The organism is Cohnella silvisoli (genome assembly GCF_021190915.1).
GTDB lineage: Bacteria > Bacillota > Bacilli > Paenibacillales > Paenibacillaceae > Cohnella > Cohnella silvisoli.
In genome coordinates, this window is record NZ_JAIOAP010000006.1 from 257,667 (window position 1) to 271,766 (window position 14,100).

Sequence of the window (14,100 nt, forward strand, 5' to 3'; positions counted from 1 at the left end):
ATACAGTCTATGATTTAACCGCTCCCGTGACCATACCTTCAATGTAATACTTCATACCAAACACGATAACCAGAATCGTAGGCACGCTCCCGATAATATAGCCGGCGAATGAAAGTCCGATATCGGATTGGCCCGATCGGTTCAAGCTAACGGCCGCCATCGTAAACGTCTGCTTCTCTTGGGCAAGAACGATAAATGGCCATAAATAATCGCTGTACACCGCGAGAAAGGTAACAATCCCGACCGTTGCAAGAATCGGAAGGCAAAGAGGAAGCGCGATGCGGGAATACAAGTAAAACTCGTTCCCTCCGTCGATCCTCGCCGCCTCGAACAATTCTTCCGGAAGCGACTCGAAGAATGTCCGGCATAGCAACACTCCGAGCAGCTGCGTACCTGCGATATACGGAAGAATGAGCCCGAGATAGCTATTCGTGAATCCTAGCTTGGCGATTGTCGCGTAAAGCGGCACGATGGTCAGCAAAGAAGGAATCATCATGACCCCGATTAGGAGGATGTACAGCAAACCTTTAAGTGGAAACTTATGTCTGGCGAACACGTAACCGGAAAGGGAACCGAGAACGACCGCTCCGATAACCGTTACGATGCATACATATAAGGAATTTCCAATGCTTGATTTTACGACGTTCCAAGCATCCGAATAATTGGCCCACTTAATGACTTCAGGCATGCCCCAGAAATCGATCAGAATCTCGAACTGGTCTTTAATCGAGAAAAAGAAAAGAATGATGAACGGAACTAGCGTGATGATCAAGAGGATGACCAATACGGCGGATCCCGTCCATTTCGACAAGCGCGCGGTCATGGCGATACCCCCTAATAGTCTGTTTTCAAAAACTTCAAGTTAAAGAACGTTAGCACGAGAATAACTAGGAACAGCGATACGCCAATGGCCGATCCGTAGCCATACTGCGAGCTGCCGAATGCCGCATTGTACATAATCATCGCCGGATTGGTCGTCGACACTCCCGGGCCTCCGGCCGTAAGAACCATGATTTTCACGAAATCCTGCAAGCTGGATATGATCGTCAAGATCGTAATGACTTTGAATTGGGGGATAAGAAACGGGATGTGCATTTTCGTGAACACTTGCCAACGGTTTGCCCCGTCGATCCTTGCCGCCTCGATCTGTTCCTGATTCATGCCGCCGATTGCGGCATAATAAATGAGAAACGGCAAACCCGCGATAAAGGGGAAGCCGAAGAAAACGATAGACCATATCGACGTTGTCTCATCGCCTAGCCAAGCATGGGTCCAGCTATCTAAACCTACCGCGATAAGCAATTGATTAATAAGCCCGTTATTCGGATCGTAGATGTTTTGCCATAATAGGATCGTGACGATCCCCGGCAGAAGCATAGGCAGAATAAACCCAGTCCGGAATAAATATTTGATTTTATTGCCGCCAATGAGGAAAATGAGTTCCGCCGCAACCAGCGGGAATATAAGCGCTTTGAGAATATCCGTAACGGTATAAATCAATTGATTGGTTGCTCCCGTCAGGAATACCGAATCGCTGAACATGACCCGGAAATTATCAAAGCCGATCCATTCCGACGTCACCAAATTCCACTTGGTGAAGGAGTGAATGAACGCCAGAATGACGGGATAATACAAAAACGTGAAAATAAACAAAAAAGACGGCACTAGAAACAGGTAAGAGATGCTGTATTTGCGCAATCTAGATGTACTCATTTGCTCCTTCTCCTTCCTTTGCGGTTAAAAACGGACAAGCGGGAGAAGGACGGCATTTCTGCCATCCCACATCCGCTTGGCTTTGCTATTCTTTATGGATTCGTTTTCGGATCCAAGTCCCATTTGTTTTCCGCGATGTAGTTTTCATTAGTCTTGGTCGTAAAGGCCGCTTTCTTCTTCAGGAATTCCTCTAAGGAAATCTTGTCGTTGTAATATTGCAATTGCAGTGCTTTCATTTCACTGTTCAGGTTGGCTTCACCCTTCGGATTGCCGTTCGCGATTTGACCGATGCCTTGGTTCATGTTACCTGCCGTTATGAAACCCGTCAGGTAGCTGTTGACTTCATCCGACAGCGTAACTCCTTTGACCAAGCTCGGTCCTTGAACGAACTGGCCCGCTTCGATCGTCGTGGTGTAGACGACTTGCGCTTCGGCCGGCGAGAACAGGAACTTCACGAAATCTTTGGCACGAGCGACTTTGTCCTCGTCATTCTTCATTTTATTCGTGATCGCGATTTGGTGCCCCGGTACGAGAATTCCGCGAGGATGATCCGGGAAGTTAGGATCAGGCGTCTTGAAATCCGGGAATTTGAACGTTCCCCATGCGAATGCCTTGTCTTTCAGAGACTTCTGGTCTTTCAGGATCGTACCGACCTGCCAGCTGCCGTTCCAGTAAGCCGCCGCTTTCCCGGCGATGAACAGCTTATAGGAATCCGCGTCGGACATCGTCGCATAACCAGGCTGCAGATATTTTGAAAGTTCCTTCAGAGTAGACCAATATTTTTTCTCGGCAGCGCCTTGCATGTCGTATTTGCCGCTTTTCCATAGAGCCATTCTTCTCTCCGGATCTTCAACTGCGCCGATATCGAAAAATGGATTGTCTGCCGCGTATTTGACTTTGGAATTAATAGCCTCAACATCCGGCGTATTGCGTGCATCTCCGGGTTGGACGAACACCTCAGGCAAGAGCGAACGAGCCGCCCAGTCCGTGAATGCTCCGATCATCCAGCCGGTTGTGTCTTGGCCGGGCACTTGAGTAAGTGCCAGCGGAATCACGCCGGAGTCTTTCAACTTCTGGAACGAAGCGAACATGTCTTCCCAAGTCGTAGGCGCTTCGGTAATTCCCGCTTTCGCGAACAAATCCTTGTTGTAATAAAATCCGGTACCTACAAGATCGAAAGGAACCATGAAGATGTCGCCGGCATCCGAGTAGGCATAAGGCCAGTAGGCTCCATCAACGCCATCCCACAAGGAAGTTCCGTTATTGTAAGGGTTTGGCTCCTTAACGTAATCATTGAGCGGAAGGATGAAGTTTTTCTTAATATTATTTCCCGGGCTATCGCCGAGCAAGTTGGCATGAACGATATCCGGGGCATCGTCGCCGCCGGCCGCCATCTTCGCTTGGAAGGAAGCTGTGTAAGTCGGGTTGTCTACGACGATATCGATTTTGACCTTTGTTTCCGGATGGAGCTTGTTATAATCTTCTGCCGCTTTTTTCAAGCCGTCCGTATAGTAGTTCTGAATCGTCGAGAAGACGATCGTTTTCTCCTCTTTAGGCGCTTCCGATGCGGAAGCCGAAGGAGAATCGGACGCGGTTTCCGATGCTTTAGAACCGCTTGGCGAAGCGCTTTCGGTTCCGTTCGAGTTGGAATTCGATTTCGAGCATCCCGCCAGAATGACTAAAACCATTACGATAGCCAACAACATGGATGATAACTGCCTTTTCTTCATACTCGTTTCCCCCTTGAGATCATTGTTGTGACGTTTGTTCGACACCGATAGTTCTTCTTGTGTTCCATTCGACATTAAAACATAAAAACGTTTTGTATTTCTTGTAAATTTTTACCCAAATCAATGACCTTTAACCCCATTCTCGCCCTTTTCGATAGCCGTACCGCCTCCATCTTGAACTCTAGAACTCATTGTAAGCACTTCCATTCACGTTCATGTGCTAATCATACCATCGTAAAGCGTGCCGGACAATATTAAAATAAAACGTTTTTTGTAAACGCTTAATTCCTTGATACTTCTAGGTTTATTGAGAATTCGTGAATAAAAATAATTGCAAATAATCGCTTGTACAAATAGTAATTGACCGAAATATGAGCGAGTGTTATCTTAAATAAATAAAACGTTTTTATATAAGGGAGACGCATTATGGTAACCATTAAAGATATCGCAAGGGAGGCTGGCGTCTCGATCTCCACTGTGTCGTTCGCCTTTAACGGAACGGCGCCGGTCGCGCCGGAAACAAAGGAACGGATTATGGAGGTCATCCGGCGCCTGAACTACCAGCCCAATTCCGCCGCCCGCGGTCTTGTCACGCGCAAGACGAACAATATATGCTTGTTCACCCCGCAGCCCGCTTCCGAGTTTTTCAACTTCTCGGGGAACAGTATATTCAACGATCTCATGCAAGGGATCGGGGAAATATTAGATCAAAAAGATCATAACCTGCTCATTTCGTGGGATAATCTCGGGCACAAAGCCAAGACGCCCAAATTGGTCAAGCTCATGCGGGAGCGCGCAATGGACGGCGTTCTGATCTGCCTGCCTAAACATGACTCATCCGTAATCGCCGAGCTTACCGAACAGAATTTCCCTATCGTCATCATCGGGAGCAACGATATGAAAAACCAAGTCAATTCCGTCGACGTTGACAACCATGAAATTGCTTACCGGAATACCCGTCATCTGCTTAATCTGGGCCATAGCAAAATCGCTTTTATCAGTCCGGGATCTCTGGAATATCTCGTTTGCGAAGATCGCTTGGAAGGCTACAAAAGCGCTTTGGAAGAGGAAGGCGTTAAGTTCCGCGAGGATTATGTGTATATCGGAGACGATAAGGAAACTAGCGGTTACCGGGCAATGGAATATTTTCGATCGCTTAAAGATACCCCAACCGCCATCGTTGCCGGACGTGATGCGCAAGCTATCGGCGTGCTCGAATATGCCCAAATGCATGGGTTGAACGTTCCGAAAGACATCGCGTTAATCAGCTTCGAGAATACGCCGCAAGCGGTTAAATACGGAATTACCTCGGCAACGACGAACGTGTACGAAAGTGGTAAGGAGGGTGCCAAATTGCTGCTGAAGCTGCTCAGCAGGAAAAAGGAGCGCCCGCCGCAAAATATCGTCATCTCTTCGGAGCTGATTATCCGATCCAGCTGCGGTGCAGCAATCGTCGGCAGCGAATAAGGGGATTTTCAATAAGGTACGAAGAAGCTGTCCCTGAACCTTATGGGCAGCTTCTTTGCTGTTTCTATCGATTATGGTTTTTGCGGGGATGTATCTCCTTCCGGTTGCTGTCAGAATCGTGAAATCTGAATTGGTAAACTCGTAACAAGGAGATTTCACGATTCCGAAGGCAAACGCTGTCGCTCCTACAGGAGATACACCCCTCTTTTTTTTCATCGATTAAAGCAAATAAGCCCATAAGAACGCAAAAAAGGGAACCGTTCTCCGGTAAAATGGATGTGGAGGTCGAGACAACTGCTATCCCAAGATGCTTACCAAGTTCATCATCTACGCCTATACCCAGTGCATTTCGGTTTGAGCATAATTTTCGATAAACGTGAGCTGCTCGGTAAGTGAACTTAGCTACTTTTAGGACAGCCTTATCATACCTCTCTACGAATACATGAGTTTAATCCCCTGCAATACTTCAAACGGTTCTTCCCCGATAGCGTGCGGCTTGTTAACCGAATCTATTATTAGCTCTTTCGGCTTGCTCCTGTTAGAGAGTCTGATGTGTATCGGTTGATTCGTCTTCAGGTTATAAATCCATTGTCCCTCAGAAACTCTCTGCCAACTAATCTCGACCAAACCTTGCTTATGAAGCAAAGGTACTTTCCCCGATGCCTGCGCAAGCGATCCGGGTTGAAAATCAAGCAGGTAACATCCTGAGGCATCCTCCGGCAATGGGATCAATCCCAGCAAGTGTCGCGAAAGCTGCCAAGTCGGCGAGCCTGACCATGCATGGCAGTGGCTCCACCTCGTATCGAACACTTCGAGGAGCGTTGTCGCCCCTTCATCCAACATCCATCCCCAGCAAATCCGGTACTGATTCAGCACGAAATCCACTTCACCCGCTTCCCATAACGCCTGCAAAGCAAAATGCGCGAAGCTGGGCGTAATGAGCCGATCGCTATTGGCCGATGGATTTGCGAGCCTTGGCGCATTCGGGTCATTAGGAAAACAGTTGAGCATATGGTCTTTCACGAAGGATACCGCATGCTCTCTCACCTCGCCTTCCTCCAACAAGCCGAACAATAGAGCCAGCACGGTGGCATGATATCCCGGTTTTCTCTCGTTGGCCGCTAAAATGCCTTCTTGTGGTACGGACTTCACCGGCAGACCGGACGGCGTGATATAAAACTTATTAATGATATCGCTTAGAATGTTGATCTGCTCGCGTCTCAACTCGACTCCAGTGTCGTTGCTCAATAATCGTTCCCACTCCAGCATATCTTTCAAGGTTTTCAGCAGCAGCAAATTCAGGCTCACATTCAATTCATTGTCCGGAATGGAATGCCCCCAATCGAGAAAATCCCAAGCGTCGGCAACTAAAACTCCCCTTTGAGTCATACCTGCCCAGAATATATTTAGCGTACCGACGGCTGTCTCATATACTTGTTCCAACAGCGTATGATCTCCGGTCAACCGACTATACCGCAAGCACCCGTTTATCCAATACAAGGCGAAAGAGGTCAAATAAGCTTCTTGTCCCGGACAAAGACCGGCAGCTAAACCATCTTCCCTTCGTCGATAAGACGCTTGAAGCAAGCTTCTCCGGATTAGCGAGAGATCCCCGAACGATACGGCAAGAACCTCCATGCCGATAACGGCGGCATCCCCGATCCATTGCCCTCTCTCGCGCGTAGGCGTATCGGTTAGCGCATCTTCGCAGCAAGCCCGCAGCGTGTCGACACCAACGCTCCATATTCGATTAAGAAGCGGATCGCTGCAAGTGAAAGTCCCTTTTGATATCTCATAAGCCGTACGCTGAATAGCCATTACGGATTCGATAGTGATTTTATTTGCCGGTGCGGCAACATGGAGTTCCAGATAACGAAAGCCTCGAGGAGAGAACGTCTTGAGCTCCTGAACGCCTCCCCGCGTTATCCAACGATCCATATGGCAAGACGCACCAGCCGACAACGTGATGACGGGATACACTCTTCCTTCCGTCAATGACTCGCCGTAACCTGCCTCGATAACGACTCCTTCCGGCGCATCCAATTGAATGGCCGGTCGGTGTAATCCGATTTTGCCGAAATCGTAACGAATCCAGAACCCGTCCTCCGGAAGCGACGGCTTTAGATCCCGGCTAATAAACCGTACGGGAAGATCGTCATTCACATATCCAAAGCGGTCGGCATATAAACCTTGCGCGATAACCGTTGATTGTACGGGAAGCCGAAGAACATCGCCGATTGTTTTCGGTACGACGGGGTGATCCCCAAGCGGATGAGGAATTTCCATAGGTTTAACCCAATCTGCGCCATCATATAGGTGCGTTAGATTGGGCAGCTTGCGAGTGTCGCACAATTCCGGCCAACCCAGTTGGGGATTGAGTCGACGATCGGAAAACTCGTAAGCATCCAACTCTCGGCATTTCCACTCTAGCGCAATCTCCCCATCCGCGCCTTCGACAACGCATTGCAGGAACGGGGCTATTCCCCCGATTAGAATACGGGTATGAACACCGTAATCATGCACGATAACGGTGAGAATATGCGAATGGCCTGTCAGCCTTACCGAATGTTGGTCATACTCCGGATGATCCGGCGCATATCTGGCTGGGCCTTCAGCGATTTCTATACCGTCTAAATAGACTCTGTACATGCTGTAACCGAAAATTTTGAGAATAACATCCCCAGCCGACTTTATAGCCAATTCACTCTGGAAAATGACGTATATGTTCGTGGATCTGGATGTTCCAGGGTGCCATAGACTTGGCGCTCGCAGCAATTATTTCACGCTCCTAACTTTGAATTGAAGCTACTTTATCACGTATAACAGGTAAAAGAAACAATAAAACTTCAAGTGTTTTTCACTTGAAAAAGCGCGTAATAATGCGGTTTTAGATAGTTATTGTAATAAAAATGATGATTTCTATTGAATTGGCACTAGAAAACCCTCATCTTTTGTGATACTATTCGTGTCATAAATAGTTACAATTTGTATCATCATCATTTTTAGATGGGGGTTTTTGCTTTGTTTAAGCGTGCGCTAGCTATGTATTTGTTCTGCTTTAGTTTATTACTGTTTAACTTCCCTATCTCGGTGTTTGCCGCAGGCCATATTGATATCACGACTCAACATAACGATAACGCACGGACGGGAGCCAACCTTCTAGAAACCTCTCTGAATACGTCCAATGTCAACGTTGAACAGTTTGGCAAGTTATTCTCGATTCCCGTTGACGGACATATCTATGCGCAGCCGCTCTATTTGTCGAACATGGATATCGGGGGCAAAACCCGCAACGTCATATACGTCGCTACCATGCACAACACCGTCTATTGTTTTGACGCGGATGACCCTGCCGGCGTGCCCTTATGGTCCGTCAATCTCGGACCGTCCGTCCCCCTTCCTGACGATGACATCGGTTGGGGAATGAATTACAAAGATATTATGGTGGAAATCGGAATTCTTTCAACGCCTGTTATCGATAGGGCTAACAACACCATCTATTTAGTCGCAATGACCAAGGTGGACGGCGAGTTCCGCTATCATCTTCATGCGCTTGATATAAGAACCGGTGAAGGGAAACTCGCAGAACCTAAGCTTATTGAAGCCGTTTATCCCGGAAAAACGAAAGACGGACATTCCTTTACTTGGCAATGGCGCAGCAACCGGCAATCCCAGCGGTCCGCGTTGACTTTAGCGAATGGAAGAGTTTATTTCGGCTCCGCAAGTTTCGCCGACACAGGGACCTACAATGGTTGGATTCTTGGCTACAATGCTCAAACCTTGGAACAAGAAGTTGTTTACAATACGACTCCTGATTGCGAAACGTTATCTCATTGCGAGGCTGAGGGCGGCGTTTGGATGTCTAGCCAAGGAGTTACCGTCGATGAAGAAGGCAATATCTATTTTATGACAGGCAATGGGGCGACCGATATTGTCGATGGTCCTAATCGCGGCAGCAGCATCGTTAAGCTGAGCGGCGCAGCGGGAACCCCGGCGGAAATCGTCGATTGGTTCACTCCGTTTAATTATGAGTATTTGAATTATCAAGACCTCGATCTGTCTTCCGGCTTGCTTCTCGTACCAGGTACGAATTTTCTCATTGGAGGCGGTAAAGAAGGTCGGTTATATGTAGTGGACAAGACTAATTTGGGTAAATATCATGTCGGTGACGACTCGCAGATAGTTGCGAGCATGCAACATGCTGCGGTAGGCAACATTCATAGCAGCCCCATTTATTGGGAAGGTCCGGCGGGAAACTGGTTCTACATCTGGGGAGAATCCGATCGCCTTAAAGCCTATAAGGTAGATTTCAATGCCGCGACAGGTCAATACTCTTTCCCTCTCGTTTCTCAAAGCACCTTTACCGCTCCGATGCACAAAATGCCAGGGGGATTCCTCTCGGTATCTTCCAACGGCAATCAAGCAGGATCGGGTATTATTTGGGCCAATATTCCCCAGTACGACGACGCTAATCAGAAAACGGTCGATGGCGTATTGCGTGCGTTCGACGCGAACGATCTGTCGAAGGAGTTATGGAACAGCGAATTGAATCCTGCCCGCGACGACTCGGGTAATTTCGGCAAATTCGCTGCGCCTACGGTTGCGAACGGCAAAGTGTATCTTGCCACCTTTTCCAATCAACTCATGGTTTATGGCTTACTATCATCGGATGCCACTCTGCAAAACCTGACAAGCAGCATTGTATCGTTGAACCCGGCATTTCATGCGGACCATTTGAATTATAACGTGACCGTCGGATCGGATATGGACAGCATCTCTTTAACGCCGACCGCGAATGAAATTCATGCTTCTATAAAGATCAACGATCAAACATTAGATAGCGGGACGTCTAGTGCTCCGATCAGCTTGAACTTGGGAGACAATACGATAAACATAGCCGTAACCGCTCAGAACGGAAACAAAAAGACCTATACGATCAATGTTTACAAGTCGAACAATAACGCTTATTTATCCACACTCTCCATGAGCGGCGGCAGTTTTGCGGAAAGCTTCGCAAGCGAATTCTTCAACTACTCCGCTACCGTTCCGAACGAAACGAATGCAATTACGCTTGCTTATACCCTTCAAGATACGAATGCAAAAACGGTAATCACGCTAAACGGTTCAGCCGTTACGGGGGCTATCCCTCTCACCGTTGGACCTAACGACATTCGGGTAGAGGTTACCGCGGACGACGGGACAACTAAGCAGACTTATAAAATCAACGTAACTAGGCTTGCTTCTCCCAATGCTTTTATTCATAGCATCACGTTATCGGGCATCACGATAAATCCCGGTGTCACTAGCGACATCTACGAATACCAAGCGACCGTTCCCAATGATATCGACACGACCCAAATTACGATAGTGCCCGCTGACAGCCAAGCGACGACCCAAGCATTCTTGGACGACTTGCCGATTAATCAAACGATTCCGTTAAAGGAAGGGTTGAACGTCATTAAAGCCGTCGTTACTTCTCAGGACGGTAATCACACGCAAACCTATACCCTGTCCATCACCCGTGACAGTCCCGTATTCAGCATGACTTTAAGCGGAATTGCGCTTAATCAATCCGTTCAAAGCTCCGTGTACGATTACACGGCCACTGTTCCTTATCATATCTCGAGTACGGTTCTAGACGCGAAATGGAACGGCCAACCAGGCAATCCCGTTCTCCAATTGAATGGTGATCCTATCATTAATCCGATCCCTCTGGACGTAGGAATAAATGAAATAACGGTGAAAATAAACCAATCGGCACAACCTTATCATATACAGGTGAAGCGAATCGATGATGTGGCTCCCCAGTGGCCTGCGGGCACGAAAGTCCATGCAATAGGCATCGCCTCCACCCAAGCGACTTTAAATTGGACTCCGGCAACCGACAATATCGGAGTAACCGGGTATCGTCTCTATTCCGTCCATGCAGGAACCTACACTCCAGTCCAAACGCTTGGCAATGTCCTTACCGCAACTCTTACTGGCTTGAATCCGGATACTCCATACACTTACACGCTGAGAGCTATCGACGGCGCGGGCAATGAAAGCGGCAACTCGCCGATCGAAACGCTTACTACAAAGCATAGCGACGATCCAGACCATAATGACGATGGTCATCAACATGGCCCTGGCGATCCTCCTGTTGGCGGTCCACCTATGGGTGGTCCTCCTGCTGGTCCCGGCCCTGCCGCACCTGTTGCCTCTCCGGACGTGAATAGCGATGAAAGCGATGCTCCAACTGAAGTAAAGATCAATCTGAAGAAGGCAGCTAAAGTTACGGAAGGCACAAACGAGCAAGGTCAGCCTAAGATTACGGTGACGATCGATACGGAGCTATTAGCTAAGGCTTTGGCAGCCAAACCTCAAGCTCAAAGAGTCATTATCGAAATCCCGGGCAGCGATGGGAATGCGCGACTGCTGGTACCCATTTCCACGCTAAAAGGCTTGTCCGGGAAAAACGCATTATCCGTTGTTTATAACCGCATTGCCGGGAGCCCTCTGGAGCAATGGAAGCAGGCAGCGCAGGAACAAGGAGTCCAGCTAGCGACAAATCCTTTTGTCGTTCACCTTTATATCGACGGAAAGGAAGTCGACGACTTCCCTGATGCTTACTTGGGAATCACGATCAGCGTGACCGGAGCAATTACGCCTTATCAGTCGACCGCCGTATCGATCGATCCGATTCATAAGCTGAGATTCGTACCCTCTTCCTTTACAGGTGGGGATGGGAAGGCGGAAATCACGATATTTTCTCCTTATAACGGTCCTTTCGCCATCACGAAAGCATTCAAATCATTCAGAGACTTGAACGGCCATTGGTCTGAACAAAATGTAACGGAGTTGGCGAATAAATTAATCGTGGACGGGACCGGGGAAGCGGAGTTCTCGCCAAATAAAGCCATTACGCGGGCTGAGTTTACGGCATTGCTCGTTCGTTCGCTTGGTCTTGCCGATAAGGCGTCCGATAAATCGTTCCGCGATATTCGGGAGGCCGACTGGTTTGCCGCCGCGATCGCAACCGCTTTGAACGCCGGCCTTGTCTCCGGAATCGACGAGCAGTCATTCATGCCCAACGAGACCATTAACCGCGAGCAAATGCTGGTGATGATTAGCCGAGCTTTGGAGCTTGCTGGCAAGGATAATACGGCCGATATCGGTATACTGGATTCCTTCAAGGATGTTGGCGATATTGCCGGATGGGCCAAAAAAGCGGCAGCGCAAGCGCTGGATGCGCATATCATTGAAGGAGCGCCAGGTAATAGCTTTAATGCCAAGCAAGATGCTTCCCGCGCTCAGGCCGCCGTTATGCTGAAACGGATGCTGCAGTATTTGCAATTCATCAACTAAACGATCAGTTTGAATAATGAATTCGGAAACGCTTCGATTTAATCGACCTAATTGAAAAAAACCGTTCGTCTCCTCGGAATTCCTTGGAGATGAACGGTTTTTTTCTTGCAATTGGGTTATTAGGATTAGGATTTGGGTTCCGCGCTTTTCGAAGGTTTGGCTCTCCGTTTCAGGTGATTCTGATACGAGGCTTCCAGCAAACGATTCATGCCTTCCGCGAATTCTTCGTCCGACTTCGACTTATCTATTTTGGAATCGGGAAAACGGATGTCTTTAATCTCCCAATTGTTCGTAGCTAGGTTATGCTTAAAGCCTTTGGATAGTAAAAACTTGCGTCTGTTGTCTTTGTATTCGGGTGCCTTAGGCTGCTCCGGTTGAAGCTTCCGAGGTTCCGGCGATTCCAGTGGCTCAACTACCGCCGCGGGTTTGATGCCACGAGCTTCGTCCGCTTTGAGCTTCTCATGCTCTGCTAGAGAAATAGGCTTCACGGGCTTATTCCCTTTGAGCCAATCGAGATCATAACGCATTCTCGAATTGATGACGTAATAGGATTTACCCTTGATATTTTCTTTCGGGATTTCGTCGTAGAGCTCTTTGCGTTTCTTGAAGCCTTCGATTACGAGCCTGATCTGTTCTTTCTCTACAGCAATCGGAACAACTTCATTCCCAGGCATATACACATCGCACATGACTTGTTTAAACAAAAATTCACCGAACTCGGAATCGAAATAATTAGTGAATGTTACCGCTATTTCTTTTTTATTAACCGTAATCGTTTGGTTCAAAGTAATCCTCCTCGAGACTGAGACGCCTTAACCCTTATTATATCCCAAAATAGGCGAAAGAGCAGTAGCAAAGGGGATTAATGCGATTTACCGAGCTTTTCTAAGTCTGATTCCGATAAGCCGGTTACTTTCATGATGAGTTCGGGGGCTAATCCTTCTTCGAGCATTCGGGCTGCGGCTTTCTCAAGACCCTCCTTCTCGCCTTCGATTTTGCCTTCTATTTTGCCTTCGATTTTGCCTTCATTTCTTCCTTCGATCAATCCTTTCTGAAACCCTTCCTTTGCGAATGATGACATAAATTCCATCAGATTTCTCTCCTTCTTCGGATTGCGTTTAATAAACTCGGAATGCGCTATATTTTTTTCACTCGATGATAAGGGCATATAGGTTTCAAAAAACACCGATAATAACTCCATTTTAGCAGGGTCAAGTTTCAAATCAAGCATTATCCTTATAAAGCCGCTATATAGCTCAATGCGTTCTCTTTCATTATATCCCATGCTGCTCAGAAGGGCAGCAGCTACAGGGTTGTTCGTTTGTACAAATTTCCGCCAATCTTGATGATGGAGCTGCAACGAGAAATACTTAAACTGTAGAACATTGAGGAATGAGAACTCCCACGTGAACGAATCCGCCTCTGGTTTCTTTCGCTTATGACTGAAGATGGCAATCGGTATAATCCTTCTCCGATACTTCTCATACAAGCGGCTTGCGTAAAGAAACATCCGTTCAGCAAAATCCTTTTCATAATACGATTGCGGTTCCAGGTGGATTAATATTAGAGCGTCCTCCCCCTTTAGTTTTGCTTCTACTAGTAAATCTACACGCCCTTTTTTGCCGCCTGTTAAATCGGTGAATAGTTCCTCGGATAGGAACTTTACATGAGCAAAGTCAATCGCCTCAGCCGCTTCCGGAAAAAACAACTCCACAAACTCCTTGAAAAAAGTCTGGATGAGTTCCTTGTATAACCGATCATGATCAATCACCCTAACCTCGCCCCCCTTAATTTGTCGCAAAACGACAAAACGCCACCCGTTGACTCCTTAAGAGGAGAACGA

At 47.7% G+C, this 14,100-nt stretch carries 8 protein-coding genes; 2 read left to right on the forward strand and 6 right to left on the reverse strand.

Going from position 1 to position 14,100, the window contains the following annotated elements; genetic code table 11:
- Positions 1 to 7 precede the first annotated feature (7 nt).
- From K7P76_RS13965 to K7P76_RS13975, 3 genes are all read right to left on the reverse strand, one after another.
- Positions 8 to 823: a carbohydrate ABC transporter permease gene (locus tag K7P76_RS13965; protein ID WP_232185909.1), complete on the reverse strand. Its 816-nt coding sequence runs from the start codon at positions 821 to 823 to the stop codon at positions 8 to 10.
- Between the two features lie 11 nt (positions 824 to 834).
- Positions 835 to 1,713, reverse strand: a complete 879-nt coding sequence (locus tag K7P76_RS13970; protein ID WP_232185910.1) for a carbohydrate ABC transporter permease — start codon at positions 1,711 to 1,713, stop codon at positions 835 to 837.
- 92 nt (positions 1,714 to 1,805) lie between these two features.
- Positions 1,806 to 3,443: an ABC transporter substrate-binding protein gene (locus tag K7P76_RS13975; RefSeq protein WP_232185911.1), complete on the reverse strand. Its 1,638-nt coding sequence runs from the start codon at positions 3,441 to 3,443 to the stop codon at positions 1,806 to 1,808.
- Positions 3,444 to 3,869: 426 nt separating this feature from the next.
- Here K7P76_RS13975 and K7P76_RS13980 point away from each other — a divergent pair, with 426 nt between their 5' ends.
- Positions 3,870 to 4,910: a LacI family DNA-binding transcriptional regulator gene (locus K7P76_RS13980; protein WP_232185912.1), complete on the forward strand. Its 1,041-nt coding sequence runs from the start codon at positions 3,870 to 3,872 to the stop codon at positions 4,908 to 4,910.
- A 432-nt stretch (positions 4,911 to 5,342) separates the two neighbouring features.
- Here K7P76_RS13980 and K7P76_RS13985 read toward each other — a convergent pair whose 3' ends face one another.
- Entirely contained in the window at positions 5,343 to 7,685 is a 2,343-nt protein-coding gene (locus K7P76_RS13985; RefSeq protein WP_232185913.1) for a family 78 glycoside hydrolase catalytic domain, read from the reverse strand.
- Between the two features lie 246 nt (positions 7,686 to 7,931).
- On the opposite strand from K7P76_RS13985, the gene K7P76_RS13990 reads away from it, so the two are divergent.
- A complete protein-coding gene (locus K7P76_RS13990) occupies positions 7,932 to 12,257 on the forward strand; it encodes a cadherin-like beta sandwich domain-containing protein (RefSeq protein WP_232185914.1) in 4,326 nt (1,441 codons plus the stop codon).
- Positions 12,258 to 12,382: 125 nt separating this feature from the next.
- On the opposite strand, the gene K7P76_RS13995 is transcribed toward K7P76_RS13990, so the two are convergent.
- Positions 12,383 to 13,042: a hypothetical protein gene (locus K7P76_RS13995; RefSeq protein ID WP_232185915.1), complete on the reverse strand. Its 660-nt coding sequence runs from the start codon at positions 13,040 to 13,042 to the stop codon at positions 12,383 to 12,385.
- A 77-nt stretch (positions 13,043 to 13,119) separates the two neighbouring features.
- Positions 13,120 to 14,028: an Rpn/YhgA-type helix-turn-helix domain-containing protein gene (locus K7P76_RS14000; protein ID WP_232185916.1), complete on the reverse strand. Its 909-nt coding sequence runs from the start codon at positions 14,026 to 14,028 to the stop codon at positions 13,120 to 13,122.
- Between the last annotated feature and the right edge of the window lie 72 nt (positions 14,029 to 14,100).

What these genes read in the sequence shown, in the direction of transcription:
- K7P76_RS13970 (WP_232185910.1), bottom strand. Translation starts at nt 1,713, where the DNA reads ATGAGTACATCTAGATTGCGCAAATACAGCATCTCTTACCTGTTTCTA.
- K7P76_RS13965 (WP_232185909.1), bottom strand. Translation starts at nt 823, where the DNA reads ATGACCGCGCGCTTGTCGAAATGGACGGGATCCGCCGTATTGGTCATC.
- K7P76_RS13980 (WP_232185912.1), top strand. Translation starts at nt 3,870, where the DNA reads ATGGTAACCATTAAAGATATCGCAAGGGAGGCTGGCGTCTCGATCTCC.
- K7P76_RS13975 (WP_232185911.1), bottom strand. Translation starts at nt 3,443, where the DNA reads ATGAAGAAAAGGCAGTTATCATCCATGTTGTTGGCTATCGTAATGGTT.